Here is a 22,967-nt window from a genome sequence, read left to right as displayed (position 1 = left end):
CATATCCGGGAGATATGTGGACTTTCTTTTAACCAATTATTATAGGTGGGATTCTTCCGGACTGATTTAAATCAAACTCCAACGTTTTTAATTTTAGAATACAATTGCAGTCCTGTTTTTTTGTCTTTTAAGTTTGTCGCGTTGGCTCATTTTGCACAAAGCGGCAGGGTCTCAAAACTTCTCCTTTATTTCATCTACAAACCTATCAATACAAGCCGAAAATTTAGTTCAAAAATCAACGGAATTGGTTCAAAGATCAACGGGATCGAATTGTGAAGAGTTTCATAAAATGGATGAGGGGAAAATATTCAGCAGAACTTCTGCATCTCATAGCCTCCAATTTTGCATTCCAATATCTTAAAAGCTCCTGAAGTAATCTCGATCCAATTTAAACGTGAAAAAAAGCTGTTTTAAGCGCAGGTTGATGATTATTAGACCAAATTTGAAGGAATTTGAACCTCCTTTCGACGCATCTCTTATATGTTTGTTTAAGGAAATGACAGTGGTTTATAGTCAATCTGCAGTTGATTGTACTCGATTTTTCTTTCCCATATGGTAATAGGAATTATCATATCTATCCAATCCTGGCAATGAGGCTATGGCAATTAGAAAACCAATTAAACAACCATTATGAAAGAAATTTACTTAGACCAAGAAAGTAATCTGTAGCTATAATTCTAAGTAGTTATGAACTCAGCTTTATTCCATTCTTATCATTGAGATGAAAAAGCTCTCTTTGATGAGTTTGTCTGGCCGGAAAATACCGGTTCAATGAATACTATGCTGCTTTAGCAAATTAAATATTTATAGTATTTAAAGGGGTTAACGCCTCAACCTAATCAATTATGCAATCAATTAAAATTAAAAAAGTAGTCTTTACTATTTTGGCTATGATCTTCTGCATCGCTTTAAATGCTCAGGAGCGGAAAGTGACGGGAGCGGTTGTAGATCTCAAAGATGGCTTCCCTCTCCCTGGTGTGAGCATAAAAGTAAAAGGGCAGCAAAGATCCGCCACCACAGATGATAAGGGTAATTACTCCATCATGGCCGATCCAAAAACAGAAATCCTGGTATTCTCATACCTGGGATATAGGGTGCAGGAAGTAAATGTTTCCGGCAAAACAGCAGTTAACATTTCTCTTGAGACAGACAGCAAGCTTATGGAAGAAGTTGTGGTGGTAGGATATGGGGTGAAAACACGATCTGAAATTCTAGGGTCTGTGGCAACAATTACAGGCAAGGAGCTCGAAGATATACCAGCTCCAACGATAGCGGCCGCACTTCGCGACAGGATAGCAGGAGTTGGTGTAAGCGTGCAATCGGGGCGTCCGGGCGCTGATATAAATTTAAATATCAGAAATTCAAGAGTATCTACTACATCGGCGGGATATGGAGTTTCTACGGAGCCTCTTTATATTATTGATGGGATAACTGTTGGGGGAGATCAGTTTGATGCCCTTGATGCATCCATGGTTGAAACCATAACGATCTTAAAAGACGCTTCTGCGGCTATTTATGGTTCTGCAGGTGCAAAGGGTGTGGTGCTAATTACCACTAAAAGAGGGAAACCGGGTAAGCCCAGATTTTCGGCAAACAGCTATGTGGGTATTTCAGATGCCTCATACACTCCTCCGATGCTAAGTGCGTATGAGCATGCTTCGCTATTAAATCAGCAATTGGATCTTAAAGGAGACGCAGCCTTCGCTAATTATTTTTCGCAGGAAGACCTTGACTATCTAAAAAATTCAAATATCAAGAGCTGGCGCGAGGAATTGTGGCAGGCTGCAATTACACAAAAGCATAATATTAACATGAGTGGCGGAACGGAGAATCTAACGTTCTCGGTGGGAGGGAATTATCAGAACGAGAATGCCAACTACGCTGATATGAAGAAAGACAGTTATGGTTTTCGTACCGGTTTAGTGGCCCGCATTGGCGAATCTATTAAGGTTGATGTTGGATTCAATGTTAACTCTTCGAATAAATTCAGCAAAAACGGCCTCAATAAAACCGACAACACCTATTATACCAATTTAATGATGACGCCATTGTGGATACCTATCCAGGTCGATGGAAAGCCGGTAAATCATAATGGTATTAAAAATCCTCTCGCTATAATTAATTCAGGCTTTTTCAGCCGCGATGTTGGTACAAACTATTCGATCAACACTGCCGTTAACTTTACGCCAAAATTTATTCCAGGCTTAGTAGCCTCTTTAAGGGTAAGTCAATCAGGTGCAAACGGAAATTCAGAAACATACACTGCACCATATAAGCAATATACTTTTGCCAAAACAGGTAACCTTGGTCTTTTTTACAGAGACTCTGTAATATCTGTTCAAGATGGGGTTGCTCCTAAAGACGCGAGATTAAATCCGTCGCTCAGCAAAGGCTCAAGCTGGCAAGGCACCTTTACACTTAATTATAATAAAGCAATTAAGAAGCATAATATAACTGCTATGGTTACCGGTGAAACTTCCCGTTCTTATAACGAGGGGATCGACATGTACTGGGGTAATCAAATTGTATCGGGTATTGAAGAGTACTGGGGCTTCGATCAAACAGCAATTACTTTCAGAAGTCGGGAGAAATCTGACGGGATTAAAGAATCTTACCTGAGCAGGTTAAGTTATAATTATGACGGAAAGTATATGCTCGAACTTACCGGTCGTATGGATGCATCTTCAAACTTCGGACTTAAGAATGTTTGGGGCAAGTTTGGAAATGTGGGTGTGGGATGGAATATTGGTAACGAGAACTTTTTCAAAGACAATGTAAAGTTTATCAATAGTTTAAAACTACGAGTAAACTATGGTATTACAGGAGACGATAGAGTTACTGCCAAGCTCTGGCAGGAGAGATACGGAATTGACCTTGTTAATAGCGGGTATCTCTATAATAATAGCTCTCAACCGACTTTCAACCCATCTATTATCCCCAATCCTAATATAACATGGGAAAGCGCGAAGACCCTGAACGGTGGTGCAGACCTAAGTTTACTTAATGATAAACTGACTTTTCAGTTTGATATTTTTCACAGATGGTCCCTTGACGGATTTGATAAGAATGGTAACGATAACTTTCCGATGTATGTTGGATTTATCGCACCCGTGGTTAATAATTTTGAACGCCGTACCTGGGGCACAGAATTCAGTATGGGTTACAGAACAACAATCGCCAAAAAGCTAAGGTTCAATTCGAGCATAAACTTTGGGCTCGGAAATTCCATGGTTACACAGACATTCTATAACAAGTATGAGCTATTTTTAAATACCTACCCTGATTGGATAACCAGTTTTGGGGTTAAAGAGAACCAGTGGGGAAATTTCGGATATATCAGCACCGGGATAATGAGGAGCCAGGAGGAGGTAGACGCTTTGTTAAAAGATAATCCTAACTATACTATTATCGGGAAAGTTCCGGAAGTGGGATGGCTTAATTTCAAAGATATTAATCAGGATGGAAAGATATCAGAAGAAGACAAGGTGCAAATGTTTAAACATCCAAACCCGGCGTCTTTCGGTATTAATCTGGGATTTGGCTATAAATCGTTTGATTTACGAGCAAATGTGGCTGCCGATATCGGTGGTAAGGTATTCTACGATTCCAGAGCTCAGGATGAACCAACATTAACCCGGAATGCTTCGAAGTTCTTTGCTGTTGACAGATGGACACCAGAAAATCCGGACGGAAAATTTCCACGTCTTGATGATCCCGGCTCGAAAGACGATTCTGACTTCTGGGCAGTGAGCGGTACCATGATAAGAATCAATAACATGACTTTAAGTTATACCGTGCCTAAGAACATTACAAGTAAGTTGGGGATTTCAAATTTCCGCATTCTTGCAACCGGAAATAATTTATGGACCCTGGTTAATCCGCTGCCTTATAAAGATCCTTACAGTGGGAATATGTATGATTATCCTACGCTTCGCACTATATCTATGGGCTTAAGTGTAGGCTTTTAAAAATAAATTATTTAAAAATGAAATCAGCAATGAAACTAAATTTTAAAAGAAGAACAGTTTTAACATTCTTCCTCGCTGTGCTTGGTCTTGCCTCTTGTAACAAAGAAAAATTTCTCCTGCCAGACCGCATGGGTATGGATCAGAGATTATGGGAGAATGAAGGTGCCGTACAGCTTTATATTAACGGAATTTATAACCTCGTGATGCCGGAATGGCCTTTCGAAACGGCTGGCTTTAACATTATGTATCTGAGTGACGAAAGTATTATAAATGTTACCGATGGGACACTGAAAAAAGCCTTTAGCATTACGGCAGAACTTAGAAATGAAGATTATAAGTTTATCGCAAATAAATATCAGGGTTCAAACAAAACCGATAACAAATACTTCGAAATCGGGAGGTGTAATCTTGCTTTGAACAGACTTTATCAAAGTCCATTACCGTTCGAGACAAGGAAGAAATTTATCGGCCAACTTTATATGCTGCGGGCCATGGCCTACTTTGATATCGTTCGCATATGGGGAGGAGTTCCTTTAATGCTGAAGGAGCAGGACCCTGAAAATCTGGAAGTTGCGCCAAGAAGTAAAGCTTCTGAGGTTTTAAAACAAATTGTTCGCGATTTGGACAGCGCTTCGGTAAATTTGGATGGTGTTGCGTGGAATCCTGCCACAGAATTCGGAAAGTTTACTAAGCTTGCTGCGGTTTGTTACAAGGCACGAGTGCTTTTGTATGCTGCAAGTCCCTTATTCAATCCTCTTAACGACCCCGCTCATCCCTTTGATCAAACAAAATGGAACACTGCTTTACAGGCTTCAAAAGAGGCTTATGATCTTTGCCTGGCTTCCGGCATAGGATTAATGACAGACTATTCCGCCATTTTCAGAACTGAGGGAGCCGGTAATACTGAGGCTATTATAATTAGAGGTTATTCGAAGGACCTTGAGAAGCGCTTCCAGACTATCGAAACAAAATCTCGTCCGGGTGGTCTGACCGGCGGCAGCCCTAATGACTGTTTTGTTGCTACCACCAAACTTTTAGATGCTTATCCTATGGAGGATGGAACCCCTATCTCCCAAAGTACAACTTACGACCCTGTGCTTTACTGGAAAGCTAGAGATCCAAGGTTCTATGCCACCATTGCTTACAACGGAAGCGACTGGAAGCTGAATGCAATAGCCGACAGAAAGCAATGGAATTATAATAGCGAAGTAGAGGGCAGCAGTAAACCGTTTTATTGTAAACGTTTCGCCGACCCTAATTTAGCCTCGGGTTCGGTTGGTGTTAGCGCTGATAAAGGGGGGAATGGTTTTGATTGGATCGAGCTGCGATTCGCTGAAGTTGTTCTTAATTATGCAGAATGTCTGAACGAGACCGATGATTTGGCCGGTGCGAAGGACATGGTTAAAAAAATCAAAATCCGGGCAACAGTTAAACCTGGAACAAAAGATTATGGCTTGGCATTAGCTACCAATAAGCAAGAAATGCGCGATTTAATCTTAAACGAACGTCAAATTGAGTTTGCTTTTGAAGGTAAACGCGGCTGGGATCTGCGCAGAACCCGCAGAATGCATTTGCTAACGGGTTTCCTTGTTTCTCCAATCGAGACCACAAAATCTATTACCAAAAATGGCCAACCATATAATCTAAAGCTACAGCTGGAGGAAATAAATCCTGCAAATGCCAAAAGGAGACGGGATACTCTAAATACAAATCTTAAAAGCACTTATCAGTATTTCTTTTTAAGAAACCCTACTGGCTTAGGAAATTCGACAAATGCATTGGTTTTCCCGGAAAAGAACTATTTCGTAGGTCTTCCGAACCAGTTTTTAAACTCTTCTCCATTGCTTGAACAAACTATAGGATGGGGTGGTACTTTCGATCCGCTTTAAATTTGAACTGTTAATTTAAAATCATGAAAAAAAGTTTTTTTAAAATAGTATCTCCTTTTGTTATTATGCTGCTGCTTGCCGGCTGTGTAAAAGAGGAGAATATCTTTACGATGTTTGATGATGTACAGATAACCCTTCACAACAATTCTCCTTATAGCATAACAGACTATAAAGAAGTGGCTGATGGAGACAGTGTGTATATCGACTTTACGATTAGCTCTGCTAAAAAGGATATGTACGAAGTTTGGCTACTGGAAACTGGCCAGACGGCCCCTTCATTAAAGATTCCGATAACGGATAATTCAAAAAGAAGGGAATTTTCGTATACAATTAAACTTAAGGCAGATAAACGAATCGGACCGACAAGTTATCGCGTATTCCCTGTAGATAAAGAACTTGTTTACATGGGTGATGGCCATAAACAGGTTACTATTGATGTAAAATCTAATTTAACGTTCCTGACAGAGCGCTATGCTTTCTTTCCTGATTCTCAGCAGGTGAAAAAGTGTTTTTTATCGCTAACAAGCGGGCAATTATTCAGCTATAACGAGGGAAAGGAAAATGAGTCGAAAATTGATTTAGGAGTTGATACAATATTCGTACTCGTTCCTAATACAACGCCCAAAAGGTACGATAGAAAGTATGTCATATTTTCGCCGGATGCCTTAAATAAGCCGCTATATTCGTTTTACGATATGAACTCCTGGAACAAGCGCACAACGTTATTCAGTGTGCCGGAAACCATTGCGCCTTTTGTTAATTTCAAGACAGGCGCTCAAATCGTAAAAGCAGCTACACCGAAGATAAACCCTGGTCAAAAAGGGCCTTTCCAGTTTACATCCGGACAAATGATCTATTTTAAAACACAAGAAGGGAAATATGGTGCCTTAACCGCAACTGTGATAAACAGCTTTAGCAAGGGAGGGGATTATGTGGAATTTCAGATTAAAATAGCTGATTAACTATTACAATTTTCGAAGAGGCTGTCCCAAAAAAGGCAGCCTCTTTTATTGACAGGTCTCTGAGTCCTTCACAAGGTCAGTTGCCCCGCGAATTTATTTTAGAAAGCCATGGTTTAAGTTTTTAATATGAGACCGCGATATCGGAAAGTTCCCGTAAAACTCGAAAAATCTTTTAATATCCGGCGCGACGTCAAACCTCATTTTGTAGGCGTTGGCCATTATCACCCTGAATTAGAATTACATTATGTTGTTAAAGGAGAAGGTGTACGTTTTATAGGAAACACAACAAGTCAATTTTCAGACGGAGAAATTGTGCTGATTGGTGAAAACTTGCCACATGCATGGAGAAGCAGCGATCTGTATTACCAAAATAATCCCGCCTTCGAAATTGATGCGATTGTGATAAACTTTGTGCCCGAATTTTTAGGTAAAGAATTTCTTCATTTACCTGAAACACTAAGTATTATGAAATTATTTGACCGTGCCCGGATGGGTTTGGTGTTTCATGGACAAACGCAAAACAAGCTTTCAGAACTTATCCTATCAGCTTTAAATACTTGTGGATTTGATCGGATTGTGATTTTACTGCAAATTTTGAATTTAATGGCACATACCACAGATTGCAGAACAATTGTAAACGGAAGCAATATGCTGTTTCAACGAAATGAGTATGATGCCAAAAGACTGAATAAAATCTGCGAACATGCCTTATCTAATTATATGCGGGAAATTCATCTGGAAGAAGTCGCAGACTTATGCAATCTAAGTATAACCTCATTTTGCAGGTATTTCAAAACCATGACCACTAAGACATATGTCGATTTTCTGAATGAAATACGAGTAAGTCAAGCTTGTAAATTACTTGTCGACGATAGGTTGCCCGCAGAAATAATTTGCTTTGATTGCGGCTTTCATAACATATCAAACTTTTATCGTCATTTTAAAAAAGTAGTCGGAAAAACTCCGCAGGAATATAGGAAACAATATTTTAACAGTCTGGCAAACTTGTAATAGCTAATTAGCATTGCTTGTAAACCAGGATGCAGCTGAATCGTTAGTAGCCGTAAAATAAGAAAACCGGATTGAAGAGCTCAATCCGGTTTTCTTTTTAGAACACTGCGCTTATTGCACTTCTATTTTTCTATTAAAGAGGACCACCGAATCGGCTATACTGCTTACTTTAAGAATGTATATACCTGTTGTAGTTAACTGTACAGGCACCGCAACCGAATTCTCCATGTTTTGAGTCTTAATCAATTTTCCACTCATATCATAAATTTCCAGTACGCAATTATAATTTACGTTGATTAACTGTACGTTAAAGTTCCCGTCATTTGGAACTGGCCATACATTTAATACTGCATTTCTCATTCCGCTTACCACGCGAATATCAGAAGTCGTTAATGTACCATCCCGGTCCTTGGTCACAACACGATAATAGGTGTTGCCTAAATAATCATTCTTGTCATTCACGTTATAGGTAAACGATGCCGCAGCTCCATTTTTCCCTTTGGATAGAATACTTTTTCCAAGCTTAGCAAAATGATTGACATCTGAAAAACTCCTTTCGATTTGAAAGCTTTCGTTATTTGCTTCGTATTTAGTTTCCCATGTAAGGTTTACATTTTGAGGATTGAGTCTGGTTGCTTCGAACGTTAAGGAAGATGCTTTGTGGGTGAAATCACCACTTAGCATATTTATTTTCCTGGCCATTGAAGCTCCTTCCGAATCGGTAACTGTAAAGTAAAACGAACCCAAACCTAATTTAGAGGGTTTAAATCGGGCGATGCTATCATTAACGCTTATGGTTCCATTAACCGCGCCGGAAACAGTGAATTTAGGCGATATCTTATATCCTCTGGCAAGGTTGCTCAGGTCAATTAGAATTGGTTCCATTCCTTTCGTGCTGTAATGAGGAGTAGACATCCACTCAAGGTATTCTTCAAGAGGTGTGTTTCCGTCACGGTCAGGATCTGCGTTACCTTCTGAGAAATCTCCAGGAGAAGAATGTGGATTAAATCCTTTTAGGTTTTCCCACCAGTCAGGCATACCATCGTGGTCAGAATCCCAGTCAGAATCTCTTCTTACTTCAGGGTAATCTTCATAGCCGCCAACATCCGCCTGGTCATCGGGTAAGCCTTTAAATCCAGTTTTGCTTCCTACGTATGTATATGTGCTGTCTCGTGTTTCGTTAACAATTCGGATATCATGATCGTCAAATACCGGCTGAGTACAACCCACGTCAGAGAGTACATTTTTATAAGCTTTATACGCGCTTTCTGTTACCACATACGAAGTGAAGAAAGGCGCGCTTACAAACGTTTGATACGAACTGGTATCGCCATTCGAATTAACGGATCTTCTGCCTAACATCTGGTTGTTTTCGTTAAAACGACCAGGCATTACATTCCCATTAAAATAGCACCGTTGTGTACCTTTTCCAACACCTTCATGATTTAAAGTAAAGGCATAAAAGTGTCTGGTCGCTGGTCCAGGTTTGTAATAGTTATTGGTAAAGTTTACTTCTTTGGCACCACCATCGGTAGTTCTGCCGCCCCAGTTGTACACCACATTATTGGCGATATCCAATTCTCCAGAATAGTATCCATTTCCATCCAAACCTCCGCCAAGACTCCAGTTTCGTCCTTCGTTATGAGCAAGCAAATTATGATGGAAGCTGCCTCTGTCTCCTCCTATGGTTGCTGCATAACCATGTCTGTTTCCTGCTGGATAATTCTGGTGACCAGCCTGATTAAGTGCTTCTGAAATAAGTGTTCTCTGAAGAGTAATATTCTTTGCACCTCTTGAGCTGAACGCTTCATCAATGGTCCAGCTGATAGAGCAATGGTCCATAATTGAATGATTGGCACCCGTCAATCCCATTCCATCAAAAGTTCTTCCTCCACCTAAGCGAACCCGCACATGCCTTACGATACAATCGTTACCTGTAATTCCAAACGGAGAGCTACGGATACAGATACCTTTTCCGGGAGCTGTTTGTCCGGCTACAGTAACGTAAGGGTCTTTAAGTACTAACCGTGATTGCAGTTGAATTATCCCCGAAACGCTAAATACGATGGTACGCGGACCAATATTGTTTTCTACAGCCGCTCTAAGGCTGCCTGCTCCGCTGTCATTAAGATTCGTGACCTCAATTACTTTGCCACCACGACCTCCGCGAGCAAAACGTCCGTATCCTTCAGCATCCGGGAAAGCAAGCTGGCGTGTTCTGAAATGCCATACATTTCCTTTGTATAATGCTTGCGAACCCACTTCATCTACTCTCCAATAATACTTATCCATGGTGTATAGATTCGTGGCAGTATACGTGGTGATGTTAGCAGGCTGGTTTCCCATAAAAAATGTAGAAGAACGATCTGCATTGGCCACTAAAATTGAGTCTGTTCCAAAATATACATCATGCGAAAGTGCCGTTGGCGATTTTTCCCAACTCAGTTCCAGGCTCCCTCCGATAGGAACGTCGAGATGTTCTTCCCCATGAGCAGGATGCGGCGATCTGGATTTTTTGCCAGCATTAACCCCGTTTAGCTGAAATCCGTTTATATAAACATTTTTTACAGGTTGGCTGCCAGTGGTTTTTGCACGGTAAGAAATTACAACCTGCTGTCCCGCTTCAACGTTAACCTGTATTTCAGATGTCGCACATTCTGTCATTTTCTCGAGCCGTACGGTAGGAATAAGGTTCTCGACTGTTAAAATATTATTCACATAGACATCAAGCGGACACACAGCGGCTACGGCGACGTTGTCAGGGATGTTATGATAGGTAACGAGGGTATGCTCCCCAGCAGGCAATCCCTTAATGATTAAATCTATCTGGCTTCCTAATGCAAAGTCTCCATCCTTTACAAAGATGCCGTCGTTGGTAAATCTTGCATTGAACGCGCCTGCTTGTACGCTGGCTTTAAAATACGTTCCAGACATATTTAAACCACGAGGTCCTTTTTTTACGATAAATTTAAGGCCATTAACACTGATGGAATCCAGTAGCCCGTTTTTTAGTACCCATGGAGTGTAGCCTGGTTCCTGAACTTCTGCTGAAGGTCTTCCGTGCATATTGAAATCCACTTTCGCTTCCGGAAGTTGTGAAAATGCGGCTCCCGAAAAAAGGAGGGAGGTGCAAAACAAGATAGTTTTCTTTACTTGTTGAGTAATGGTTAGATTCATAATTTAAGTTTAACAGGTAAGTAATTTTGCAACAGACGTTGAGCAACGCCGGCAATAAATCCGGCTGAATTAAATTCAGCCTTAAGAAATTCAAATAATTAGAATGTAGATCCAGCTTAAGTCATCTGATGTTTTTTTATGTTAATAATTGAATTTTATACGCTTAATGGAGCAGGTAATCTTAGCGGATAATTTTACAAATGGCGCTTCCGACAAGGATACAAGAATGGACAATCAGAATCCTTTACGATTTCTCCAAAATACTATACGATTTTATCGAGTAAGCTGTAATAGTTCCTAAAACTAAGTTCAGAACCCGCTATAACCGGTATAGTTCTGTTTGGTAATCTTTAATATACAGTCCTGATGATTAAGATCATTTGAATTGGTAGCAATGGTGCAGACTTTTGCTTTAAATATTCTCAATGATTTTATATAAAGATTTCACATTCGATTCAGCTCATTTTCTTCCCAATGTTCCTGAGGGACATAAATGCAGGCAACTTCATGGCCACTGCTATCATCTTAGGGTGTTTGTTGAAGGACCAGTAAAAAAGGAAGAAGGGTGGGTTATTGATTTTGCCGAGTTGAAAACAATTGTAGAATCGGTAGTAAAAGTAATAGACCATACATTTTTAAATAATATTGAAGATCTTCAAAATCCAACCAGCGAACTGCTTTCAATTTGGTTATGGGACAATATAAAGCCGCAGCTTCCGCTATTAAGCAGGATTGAGCTTAAAGAAACTCCCACATCAGGAACAATTTATGAAGGCATCTCCGAACCGGATATTGCAGGGATTCAATAGACTGGAAAATTTCATTGCTATAAAAGGCTATGGATCCATTTCAGCCCTAGGTCATGATTTGGAAACGATCCGAAAAAGCTACCAATCAGGTAAGGCAAATTTTCAGTTGCTAAATAACGCACCAATTGGCTCTTTACAAAAGGAAGGTTCGGTGTTGCTGGAGCAGTTAATCACAGATAATAAGATATATAAAGGATTGGATCGTTCTGTTTTGATGGCAATTTATGCATCCCGAAAAGCCGTTCAGAATGCTGGGTGGCCTGACGAAGATAATATATGTGTAAATATTGGCTCCTCCAGAGGGGCAACTGCTTTAGTTGAACAATACCTAAAAGAATTTAACGAATACGGAACAGTTTCGGCGGTTACATCCCCCCTCACAACTTTAGGCAATATATCATCATGGGTTGCTCAGGATCTCAATGCAACAGGTCCGGCAATAAGTCATTCGGTTACCTGTTCTACCGGTTTGCAGGCCATAGCAAACGGTTTTGCCTGGTTAAAATCTGGTATGGCTAAAAGGTTTCTGGCTGGAGCGTCCGAAGCGCCGCTAACTCCTTTTACCATAGCTCAAATGAAAGCTCTGGGTATTTATTCTGATGACAATACGACATCGTATCCCTGCAGACCCTTAAATGAGCAGAAACAAAACACGTTTGTTTTAGGGGAGGGAGCAGGTATTTTTGCGCTGGAAATGCTGAATAAAGACGAATTACTTTCGGATAAATCAGAACCAATTATTATAGAATCGATAGGTTTTGGATTTGAGAATATAAAGAGTAAAACAGGTATTTCAAAAGAAGGACAGAATTTTACAATGGCAATTAAAAATGCCCTTAATAAATCGTTGTGTTCTATGCCAGTTGACCTGATTATTATGCATGCACCCGGTACTGTTGCAGGTGATTATGCGGAATTAAACGCTATACAGGAAGTCTTCAAAATTACCGGAATACCCGCAATAACTTCTTCAAAATGGATGACGGGCCATACTCTTGGCGCATCAGCGTGTTTAAGTTTGGATTATGCGATACACATATTGAAAACCCAATCTTATCTCGAGTTTCCTTATCCTGTTTCTCAAATTGCTTATCAAAACAAGAAATCTATTAACAGAATATTGGTAACAGCAGCGGGATTTGGAGGAAATGCTGCGGCACTAATTGTTAGCACCAACGCTTGTATTAAATTTGTTTGTTAAATATAAGAGCTGGTATAGCGCTTAGGGAGAGATTAGTCGTAATTTGCATTTATAATAAAAAACATGTTTCGTCACAAAGGCAGAAGTAGAGCGTATATACATAATTTACGATTGGCTGCTATGCTCTCTTTTGTGGCAGGCATGGTTAATGTTACCGGAGTTTTATCTGTAAAAACTTTAACAACAAATGTAACCGGTCATTTTGCATACTTTGCAGAAGAGCTGGTGAATAAAAATTATATGACTTCAGTAATTTTCTTACTGTATATTTTATTCTTTTTGTTTGGCGCCTTTGTATCGAGCTTTTTAATTGGAATTATATCAAGAACAAACCCTGAAGTTTCTCATTCTGGCCCAATGATTATTGAGATAGCCCTATTGGTTTTTGTGGCTTTTTTCGGCACCTCTTTAATGCTTCAGAATCATGGCGGTCACCTGATAGCCTACGTCTTATTATTCGCTATGGGAATACAAAATTCGTTGGTCACCCAGGTATCGCAATCCACTGTGCGTACTACCCATTTAACAGGCCTTTTTACGGACTTAGGAATTGAGTTATCGCAATTATTTTTCTTTCGTAAAACGAAGGAACTTAAAAGATTGTCGAAAAGCATCTATTTAAGATTGCTGATTATCGCATTTTTCTTCACAGGATGTATTTTAGGTGGTTTTCTGTTTGGCACCTATCAATTAAAAACACTTCTTTTTGCTTCAGGTTGCTTGGTTGTAGCCTTTCTGTATGATAATCTTCGCTACCGTTTTTATTTTTTCAAAAGAAGATTAAAATCATGGAAGCCTTAAAAATCCAGCGGGTTTAATGGGCTTATTTGCAATTTTCCGGTTCGTTTAAGTTTATACTATGAGATACATAGGGTATACTTAAATTCAATCCTCTGGCCATTAAAAAGGAACCTGCTAGTAAAAATAATATTGGAATCAGCAATACAGGCGCTTTCAACTTCCTGAAAAACAGGGGAGACAATGCTGTTGCAAAAAGGAGCGGTACAGTACCTAGTCCGAAAAACAACATAAAACGCCCTGCTTCAATTGGCGTAGTTAAATTTATGGCTTGTGCCAATGCTATGTAAGTTACTCCGCAAGGCAATATCCCGTTTAAAGCGCCGGCTATAAATCCGCCGTAAGGCTTACTTAAATATCTGCCTAATAGTGAGGTAAGAACGGGCAGTAACTTCAAGGAAAAGATTCGGTTTGTAAGCTTTCTTCCTTTTATGAAATGACTGATGCCTGCTGTGATTAACAAAATACCGGTAATCAGGGATAAGGTCTGCTGCATTTTAAGCAAGCTGAAACCAGTTCCAATTAAGCCAATTAATAATCCTAAAAACCCATACATTAGTATCCGGCCGGCCTGATAAAGCAATCGATGTAAAATTGAAGTCCAGATAGATTGATTTGAAAATGGCAGAGCCAGAATGAGTGGCCCGCACATGGCAACACAATGTAAACTGCCAAACAAACCGGTAAAAAAAGCTAAAGCTTCGTAACTCATGGCATTATTTTTTCACTCTCGTAGAGATACGTTTTTTCATCAATCGTATAATTGAGGGTAAGCAGCCATGGGCCGCGCCTCAAATCTCCTTTTAAAACCCGGACGCTAAAATCTTTATCCGTACTTCGCTCAAAAATGGTATCCATCTTTGCGTCAGACAGACGTTTAAAATTAAGCTTACACTCAGCGGGATGTCTAAAAACTATAGTAAGACCATTTTCATTTACGTCCACCGATGGCACAACAGAATCTGCAACGGCCTGTTGCCTGGCATCGTATTTTTTATTGTAGTTTAAGCCCTGTTCATAATAGTCTTTTTCAATCAAAGCATCGTCGTTGCTGAAGATCATTTTAACACTTAACGTTAATATAAAGGCCATAAACAAGGCTAATGCAATTACCAATTTCGTTCCCCAGTTCATAATTATAAGTTTGGTGGTGCTATAAATGTGGTACTCAGTTCTTCAACCAGTTTCCCTTCAGAAAGTACTTTTAATTCAATATCAGATTTGTATTTCAAAATTTCTTTTTGCGGCCTGATGATAAAGAAGGTAAGTTTTATGCTTTTACCTTTTCCAATGGTATCTTCTTTTCGGATGAATTGGATTTTGGTGTCCTTATCTATGGGCATTAGCCTAAACTTTATAGGATGAGCTGTTTTATTTATAAGTTCGGCATTGTAAAGATTGCTTACTGTTCCATCTGTACGTTGCTGGTACAGCGTTCCACTGGCTCGAAGAACTACGGTTTCAATATCGCTCCGCTTAACCAATAGAATGGCTAGAACAGAGACTAAAACTGCTAAAATGGCTGCATAACCATAAAGCCGTTTGCTGAAGCGAAAAGCTTGTCTGCTTGTAATTTGCTCCTGTGATTTAAAACCAATTAACCTGGTTGGCCGGTTAATTTTTTCCATCACCATATCGCAGGCATCAATACAAAGTGTACAATTAATGCACTCTAACTGGGTTCCTTCACGAATATCGATCCCGGTAGGGCAAACCTGCACACAAACATTGCAATCAATGCAATCGCCAGGAGCGTTATTAACCGGAGCATCGCGATTTAGCTTTCCGCGAGGTTCGCCGCGTTCATAATCATAAGCGACTACTAAACTCTGTTTGTCCAGTAAAACTCCCTGTAATCTTCCGTAAGGACAAATAACCGTACATACAATTTCTCGTAAACGGGCAAATACCAGGTAAAAAGTAATGGTAAACAATATAATTGCGATAAAACCATAGATGTGCAGTTTAACCGGTTCACTTATTATTTTTACAAGCTCATCTAAACCAATAATGTAGGCCAGAAAGATGTTGGCTATTAAAAATGAAATAAGGGAAAACAGCGAATGCTTAGAGGCTTTTTTGACAAACTTTTCTACCGTTAAGGGAGAAGAATCCAGTTTTCGTTGCTTTACGGCATCGCCTTCTATCCAAAACTCAATTTTGCGAAAAAGCATCTCCATAAAAATGGTTTGCGGACAAGCCCATCCGCACCAGACCCTGCCGAAAACCACCGTGAAGAGGATAATGAACACAATAAAAGTGATCATGGCCAGTACGAAAATATGAAAGTCCTGAGGCCAGAAAACTACTCCAAAAAACACAAACTTCCTTTCCAGGATATTAAAAAGAACCAGTTGCTCGCCATTAATTTTTATGAATGGCCCTGTAAACATTAAAGTTAAAAGGGCATAGCTTAACCAGTTACGATAGTTATATAGCTTCCCTTTAATGAGTTTGGGGTATATCCAATCGCGCACTTTATTGTGTTTACTTGCTGTATTTCCCATCTTATCTGTTTCTCATCTCGTTTGATGCAAGGAAGCCGTTCAGAAAGTCCATTCTCCTTATTTATAGGCACTTAGTTCACTTCTCCATCTCAGAAGAGGACTTCAACTATTATATCCTTTCCTCAGAAAAATCGACTATCCTTCTTTCTCTCCCTGTGGTGCTTTCGCATTCGGTGGATTACTGCCTTTCAATGAATTAATGAAGTTCGCTACCTCAGCAATCTGCTTAGGGCTCAGGGTTTTCTCCCATGAAATCATGCCTTTTTCAGGGATACCATATTTGATGCTTTTAAAGACATCATTAATTTTTGCACCATGAAGCCAGTAATTATCGGTTAAATTAGGCCCCACAACACCTTGCCCTTTATCGCCATGGCAAGCCACGCAATTGGTATTGAAAATTGCCTGTCCTGAAGAAATAACTGCTGCATCGCTATTTTCTTTGACCGTATTCTCATCAATTAAATTAGCCGATTTAGCCAGATAAGCTTTTTTTTCAGCCTCCGCTTCCCGAATTTCTGTAGCATATTCCTCATCTTGCAACTGCCCCCATTCAAATACATGGTAATGTAACATATAGCCTACCGCAATAACAATAGTTGCATAAAACAACCACATAAACCACGCTGGCGTAGGATTGTCTAATTCGGTGATACCATCAAAATCATGCTCTATTAAGATATCTTTTTCTTCGGATATCGGCCTTAATCCAAGTATTCTTGAAGTAATTCCAGGTTTTTCTTTTTGCAGCCGGGCCCATTCAAGGTACTCAAGAGGTTTGACTTCCTCCTTAACAAGTGGAGTAGGCTTTAGAAACTCTTTAGATAAACTGTTGAAGGTTTTGAGTAAAGTTACCGCCACAAGTAGTAAAACCAATATAGTAGCCACAAACGCTATAATAAGCATATCCCATTTAAGATCTCCCGAGCCGACTGCTGCCTGAACTTTTTCAGCTTCCTCTGCAAACAGAGAATTCGCTGCAAATAACAGTGTGATGCAGGTTAAATATCTTTTCATAAATTCTCCTGTTTGTCTTCGTTTAATGGCAGTTCACTCATGTGGCGAATGTGGTCCTTATTCATTATAATCAGCATTACTGTTACCAGGATAAAAAAGATCAGAAATATCCAGAGTGAGGTAATTAAATAGATATTGCTATCTGTTACGGTATTTAAAAATTGCTTAAACATTTGGGGTGTATTTTAAGGGTCGTATGTTGTGAGTTTTGGGTTGAATGTTGTAAGTTAGGTGATACATATACCCCGTATCCACAACCTTCTTTACCTATTTTTCCGCTTTTATATCTGTTCCTAATCGTTGGAGGTAAGCTATAACGGCAATTATCTCTCTGTCGCTTTTCACTTTGATATTATCAGCCGCCAGATTTTTTGCAATCATCTCTGCCTGATTTTCAAGGTTTTTATTCGCTGTTTCCTCAAAATCATCTTCATATGGAACACCCAGACTGCGCATTGCTGAAATTTTTGAAGCTGTTGTGCTGATATCCAGCTGTTGCTCAATTAACCATAAGTAAGGAGGCATGATGCTGCCCGGCGACATGGTGGTCGGATCCATAAGGTGATTAAAATGCCATGCATTAGAATACTTACCGCCTTCACGATGCAGATCCGGTCCGGTACGTTTTGAGCCCCATAAGAACGGGTGATCATACACAAATTCACCGGCTTTACTGTATTCACCATAACGTTCGGTTTCAGAACGGAATGGCCGCACCATTTGAGAATGGCAGTTAACGCAACCCTCGCGAATGTAAATGTCGCGCCCCTGAAGTTCAAGCGGAGAATAAGGTTTAACACTCGCAATTGTTGGCACGTTAGAACTTACCAGGAAGGTTGGCATCATTTCTATCATTCCACCAATCAGAATAACAATAAGAGACAGTACCAGAAAGCGCATTGGCTTGCGCTCAAGTGCTCTGTGCCAAGTTTTTTCGCCTGCATGAGGTATAAAAACCGGTGCTAAAGGCATTGCTTCGGCGGGTTCGTCAGCTAAAAGAGTACCTTGTTTTACAGTTTTAACCAGATTATAAGTCATAACCAATACCCCGGTGAGATACAAAACGCCACCCATTCCTCTGAACATATGCATTGGAATAATTTGAAGCGTGGATTCAAGGAAACCAGGGTACTTCAACATGCCTTCGGGAGTAAATTCTTTGAGCATTAGGCCCTGTGTAAAACCGGCCCAATACATTGGTATCGCATAAAACAATATCCCGAACGTGCCTATCCAGAAATGGAAACCGGCCAGCTTTTTAGAGTAAAGCTGTGTTTGATAAATTCTTGGAATTAACCAGTACAGAATTGCGAAAGTTAAAAATCCGTTCCAGCCTAATGCACCAACGTGTACGTGAGCTACAATCCAGTCGGTAAAGTGTGCGACGGCATTAATCTGCTTAAAGGAAAGCATAGGCCCTTCGAAAGTTGCCATTCCGTAAGAGGTTAAACCGACCACCATAAATTTCAGAACAGCATCGTCACGCACTTTATCCCATGCTCCGCGAAGCGTAAGTAATCCGTTTATCATACCTCCCCAGCTTGGCGCTATCAGCATGATTGAGAAAACTATGCCTAAAGATTGAGCCCATCCGGGCAAGGAACTATAGAGTAAATGATGCGGCCCGGCCCAGATATAAATGAATATGAGTGACCAAAAATGAAGGATACTTAGCTTATAAGAATAGATCGGCCGGTTTGCCATTTTAGGAAGAAAATAATACATCATCCCTAAATAAGGCGTAGTTAAGAAAAATGCGACCGCATTGTGCCCGTACCACCATTGTACCAGCGCATCTTGTACTCCGGCGTATAAGTAATAACTTTTAAAAGCTGAAATTGGTAATTGAAATGAGTTAACAATATGCAGAACAGCAACAGTTACAAAGGTTGCTATATAGAACCAAATCGCTACATACATGTGATGTTCGCGGCGTTTGATAATTGTACCAAACATGTTGATACCAAATACTACCCAAATTAGAGTGATGGCAATATCAATCGGCCATTCAAGTTCGGCGTATTCATGCGATGTGGTAAGTCCAAGTGGCAGGGTTATCACGGCTGAAACAATAATGAGCTGCCATCCCCAAAAGTGTATTTTACTTAATATATCGCTAAACATACGAGCCTTAAGCAGCCTTTGCAGCGAATAATACACCCCCATAAAGATACCGTTACCCACGAATGCAAAGATTACCGCATTAGTGTGCAAGGGACGTATTCTGCCAAAAGTTGTGTACTGATTCCCCATGTTTAGAGAGGGCTTAAATAGCTGAAATGCGATCAGCAGTCCTACCGTCATCCCGATAATTCCCCACACCACGGTGGCTATACCGAAGTTTCTTACAATTTTATTGTCGTAACTAAATTTCTCAAGCATAAAGTTGAATGGATTTTACAGGTGTAAAGTTATCAGGAGCGATAAAACGGCTTGATGATGAAGATTCCGGCAAAAACTGATCTTCGTCACTTTTTTAGAAAAGGAAAAACAATTTCTATAGCGAAAATAGAAGGGCAGGGGCGTGTTGGATTTGTTAAAATGATGAACAGGTTCCGTACAATAAGCAGGCTACACCTGATCTATCACAATAAACCCTACTCTCCAGGCTTATCGTCGTCAAACAGAATCCTCATAGCCGGAGTCTGCATATCATCATTCTGTCCGTTTCGCATGGCCCAAAAAAATGCGATAAGAAAAATAAGCGCGATGAAGATGCTGCAACCGATTAGAAAATATATGATATTCATACGTCAGTTTAACCGATTTTTATGAGCGAGGTATTTCGTACAAAACGATGCGAACAACAGAATGGTAACGGTACTTAATGGCATCAATACTGCAGCAGTGAGCGGAGACAGGGTTCCCTGGACGGCGAAATAGACACCTACCAGGTTATACATGCTTGCTATTGAAAAGCTTAACTTGATTGTTTCCATTGCATCTTTCGCCACAGCGATAAACTTTGGTAGTTGTTTCAAAGAATCGCCCTGCAGAACGGCATCGCAACCCGGACTAAAATTGTTAATATTATCCGTAACTGCGATGCCAAAGTCGCTTTGCTTTAACGCACCGGCATCATTTAAACCATCACCGCACATCATTACCTTCTTATCTTTAGCCTGCAGATTTTTAATATATTCAAGTTTTTCTTGCGGCGATTGCTTAAAAAACATCTGATTTACATTTGGAAAAAACTTCTGTAAACTACTTTTATCGTTTTCATTATCGCCGGATAGCAAATGCAGATTAAATTGCTCAGACAACTCAATAAAAATACCCTTTAAGCCAGTGCGCCATTGATGGTTGATTTGAAAGCAACCCTTGTACTGTCCATCGATTTCTAAATGCACGTTGGATGCACCACTAATCAGATTTTTAGCGGATGGTACAAATGATTGACTCCCGAGAAGGATATATTGATCCTTTATATATCCGGCAATCCCCCTGCCCGGAGTTTCTATAAAATTATATACATGCTGAAATGTCTCAGGCTTTATCCATTTAATAATTTCGCGGCTTAGCGGATGCGATGAATTTCGGGCAATAGAGGCTGCAAGTATTTGTTCCTCAGCAGTTAACTTCCCGGAAAATGAAATATCGACCGCTTCCGGGGAAGTAATGGTTCCCGTTTTATCAAACACAATGGTATTTATCCTTGCCAGTTGTTCAACCGCATCGGTATTTTTTAAATAGAATCGGTTTTTATCAAAAAGCGCGAGAACCGCCGAAAGGGTGAATGGTGTACTAAGCGAGAGCACGCATGGACAAGCTACAATAAGTACCGCAGTAAATGCAGCCCATGCTTTATTGGTATCAGAATAATAAATCCAATAACCGGCAGCCGAAAGGGCGATAATAAATACTACAACACTAAAGTATTTTGCAACATTGTCATTAAAATTCTGGATGGTTTTACTGCTTGTAAACGTTTCGTTGTTCCATAAACTGGTAAGGTAACTTTGCGAAACCGGTTTAATAATTTCGAGTTCAACTGCTTCGCCAACCTGCTGGCCTCCGGCGTACACAATTTCTCCAAGTACTTTTCTTACTGGTTCAGATTCGCCTGTTACAAAGCTGAAATCAAAAAAGCCTTCTCCCCGCATGAGTATAGAATCAGCAGGAAGAATTTCATTGTTACGAATAAAAACCCTGTCGCCAATTGAAAGCTCGGCTATTGCTACAGACTTTTCTTTTTTATCTTTTAAAATAGTTACCGCTACAGGAAAGTAGGACCGATAATCGCGTTCAAAAGAGAGATGAGAATAGGTTCGCTGTTTTACCCATCTGCCCATCAGCAATAGAAAGATGAGGCCGGTTAAGGTATCTGAAAATCCTGCACCAGTTTGAGTTGTAATTTCAAATACAGTTCTAAGAAACAATACTGCTATTATTAAGGCCAGCGGAGCATCAAGATTTATGAGTTTGTTTTTTAATCCTGACCAGGCAGAGGTAAAAAAATCGCGACTGCAATAAACCGTTGCCGGAACAGCAAACGCCAGGTTCAACCAGCCGAAGAGCGTTTTATATTGCTGTTCAAACTCCGAAAGGCCAAAATATTCAGGAAAGCTGAAAAGCATGACGTTCCCCATGCATAAACCTGCCACAGCAATTCGTTGAATAAGCTGCCGATTGACCGAACCTTGTTTTTCTTTAACAACATCCTGCAGGCTTATCAATGGCTCGTAGCCGATTGATACCAATAGTTCAACAAGATTACGCAGGGAAATTTCAAGAGGTTTAAAGGTGATGGAAACCTGTTTCTTTAAAAAATCTATCCGTGAATGTATTACACCAGTATTTAGCTTGTGCAAATGCTCAAGCAGCCAGATGCACGAACTGCAATGAATGGAAGGTATATAAAATGTAATAACCGTTATGGTATCATTTTTAAAATCAATAAGATCATTGGCTATATTTTCCTCATCCAGATAGGAGTATTGTTGTTGCTGAATTTTTTGTGTCTGACCGGGTGTATCATTATACCGATAATAATCACATAAGCTGTTCGATGATAAAACCTGGTAAACGCTCTGACATCCTGTACAACAGAATGGCTTATTGTCGAATATATATGCAGAATTTGTTGTTTCAGTTCCGCAGTGATAACATTGAATTTCGGTTACGGTATTTGCAGCCATAATTATTTGCTTTCCTGTTATTGAGCTATCGTTACTTTAAACTGATGGATTTGCGAACTCTTAAGCAGTATGCGACCGTTCTCATCTGATTTTTGTTTAGTATCAAAAGTACTGTGGTACCCAACCGTCGGGTGTGAGGCTGGTCAATACCAAAAATGATCTTCATCACTTTTTTTGATCAATTTTTTTGAACTTTTCCGTTGAAAAAGTTTCGATAACTCCGACTAATTTTTCCATCAGCTTTTCGGAAAACGCCTGGGTAAGCACGCGGTACCAGAACCTTCATTGAAAGAGTTAAAGTCCACCCGATTAAATAGTCCTAGAAAATTGATAGAAACGAATACGAGGTTGGGCAAACCACTGAATATTTAGATATTTACGCGGCTATACGCAAAGCACTCATTAGCGGCAAGCTTAGAATTATAAATCAAAAATAAAATGGAAAATCAACTTAAGTTCTGTTCATTACTGCTAATTTGTTGGGCAA

At 39.9% G+C, this 22,967-nt stretch carries 16 protein-coding genes; 7 read left to right on the top strand and 9 right to left on the bottom strand.

The window, feature by feature from the left end:
- Positions 1-845: 845 nt before the first annotated feature.
- From WG906_RS12340 to WG906_RS12325, 4 genes are all read left to right on the top strand, one after another.
- Positions 846-3,968 (top strand): SusC/RagA family TonB-linked outer membrane protein, encoded by a 3,123-nt coding sequence (locus WG906_RS12340; RefSeq protein WP_339992964.1) that lies wholly within the window; start codon positions 846-848, stop codon positions 3,966-3,968.
- A 29-nt stretch (positions 3,969-3,997) separates the two neighbouring features.
- Positions 3,998-5,857, top strand: a complete 1,860-nt coding sequence (locus WG906_RS12335; RefSeq protein WP_339992963.1) for a RagB/SusD family nutrient uptake outer membrane protein — start codon at positions 3,998-4,000, stop codon at positions 5,855-5,857.
- A 23-nt stretch (positions 5,858-5,880) separates the two neighbouring features.
- Entirely contained in the window at positions 5,881-6,819 is a 939-nt protein-coding gene (locus tag WG906_RS12330; protein WP_339992962.1) for a hypothetical protein, read from the top strand.
- 126 nt (positions 6,820-6,945) lie between these two features.
- The gene (locus WG906_RS12325; protein ID WP_339992961.1) at positions 6,946-7,830 is read left to right on the top strand and encodes an AraC family transcriptional regulator; all 885 of its coding nucleotides are present in this window, start codon (positions 6,946-6,948) and stop codon (positions 7,828-7,830) included.
- Positions 7,831-7,941: 111 nt separating this feature from the next.
- Here WG906_RS12325 and WG906_RS12320 read toward each other — a convergent pair whose 3' ends face one another.
- Positions 7,942-11,007, bottom strand: a complete 3,066-nt coding sequence (locus tag WG906_RS12320; protein ID WP_339992960.1) for a T9SS type A sorting domain-containing protein — start codon at positions 11,005-11,007, stop codon at positions 7,942-7,944.
- Between the two features lie 425 nt (positions 11,008-11,432).
- On the opposite strand from WG906_RS12320, the gene queD reads away from it, so the two are divergent.
- The 3 genes from queD (at position 11,433) to WG906_RS12305 (ending at position 13,818) form a co-directional block, all read left to right on the top strand.
- Positions 11,433-11,816, top strand: a complete 384-nt coding sequence (gene queD / locus WG906_RS12315; RefSeq protein WP_339992959.1) for a 6-carboxytetrahydropterin synthase QueD — start codon at positions 11,433-11,435, stop codon at positions 11,814-11,816.
- Complete coding sequence (locus tag WG906_RS12310) at positions 11,776-13,017, top strand: beta-ketoacyl synthase N-terminal-like domain-containing protein (protein ID WP_339992958.1); 1,242 nt, start codon at positions 11,776-11,778, stop codon at positions 13,015-13,017. Before queD ends, WG906_RS12310 begins: the two co-directional genes overlap by 41 nt.
- A 63-nt stretch (positions 13,018-13,080) precedes the next feature.
- Positions 13,081-13,818 (top strand): YoaK family protein, encoded by a 738-nt coding sequence (locus tag WG906_RS12305; protein ID WP_339992956.1) that lies wholly within the window; start codon positions 13,081-13,083, stop codon positions 13,816-13,818.
- Positions 13,819-13,840: 22 nt separating this feature from the next.
- Here WG906_RS12305 and WG906_RS12300 read toward each other — a convergent pair whose 3' ends face one another.
- From WG906_RS12300 to WG906_RS12265, 8 genes are all read right to left on the bottom strand, one after another.
- Positions 13,841-14,527, bottom strand: coding sequence for a sulfite exporter TauE/SafE family protein (locus WG906_RS12300; RefSeq protein WP_339992955.1), 687 nt, complete (start codon positions 14,525-14,527; stop codon positions 13,841-13,843).
- Complete coding sequence (locus tag WG906_RS12295; RefSeq protein ID WP_339992954.1) at positions 14,524-14,949, bottom strand: FixH family protein; 426 nt, start codon at positions 14,947-14,949, stop codon at positions 14,524-14,526. Before WG906_RS12295 ends, WG906_RS12300 begins: the two co-directional genes overlap by 4 nt.
- A 2-nt stretch (positions 14,950-14,951) precedes the next feature.
- Positions 14,952-16,322 carry a cytochrome c oxidase accessory protein CcoG gene (gene ccoG / locus WG906_RS12290; protein ID WP_339992953.1) on the bottom strand — a complete coding sequence of 457 codons (1,371 nt, stop codon included), beginning with the start codon at positions 16,320-16,322 and terminating at the stop codon, positions 14,952-14,954.
- 135 nt (positions 16,323-16,457) lie between these two features.
- Positions 16,458-17,339, bottom strand: coding sequence for a cbb3-type cytochrome c oxidase N-terminal domain-containing protein (locus tag WG906_RS12285; RefSeq protein ID WP_339992951.1), 882 nt, complete (start codon positions 17,337-17,339; stop codon positions 16,458-16,460).
- Positions 17,336-17,512, bottom strand: coding sequence for a hypothetical protein (locus tag WG906_RS12280; RefSeq protein WP_339992950.1), 177 nt, complete (start codon positions 17,510-17,512; stop codon positions 17,336-17,338). The genes WG906_RS12285 and WG906_RS12280 overlap by 4 nt, the downstream gene beginning before the upstream one ends.
- 94 nt (positions 17,513-17,606) lie before the next feature.
- Positions 17,607-19,721 carry a cytochrome-c oxidase, cbb3-type subunit I gene (gene ccoN / locus WG906_RS12275; RefSeq protein ID WP_339992949.1) on the bottom strand — a complete coding sequence of 705 codons (2,115 nt, stop codon included), beginning with the start codon at positions 19,719-19,721 and terminating at the stop codon, positions 17,607-17,609.
- Between the two features lie 215 nt (positions 19,722-19,936).
- Positions 19,937-20,089 carry a cbb3-type cytochrome oxidase assembly protein CcoS gene (ccoS, locus tag WG906_RS12270; RefSeq protein ID WP_339992948.1) on the bottom strand — a complete coding sequence of 51 codons (153 nt, stop codon included), beginning with the start codon at positions 20,087-20,089 and terminating at the stop codon, positions 19,937-19,939.
- A gap of 3 nt (positions 20,090-20,092) precedes the next feature.
- Positions 20,093-22,480, bottom strand: a complete 2,388-nt coding sequence (locus tag WG906_RS12265; protein WP_339992947.1) for a heavy metal translocating P-type ATPase — start codon at positions 22,478-22,480, stop codon at positions 20,093-20,095.
- Positions 22,481-22,967: the final 487 nt, after the last annotated feature.

Origin of the sequence: Pedobacter superstes, assembly GCF_037622515.1 — a bacterium.
In the GTDB taxonomy this organism is placed as follows: domain Bacteria; phylum Bacteroidota; class Bacteroidia; order Sphingobacteriales; family Sphingobacteriaceae; genus Paradesertivirga; species Paradesertivirga superstes.
The sequence above is the reverse complement of the archived record's forward strand: the minus strand, read 5'-3'. Positions and strand labels throughout refer to the sequence as shown.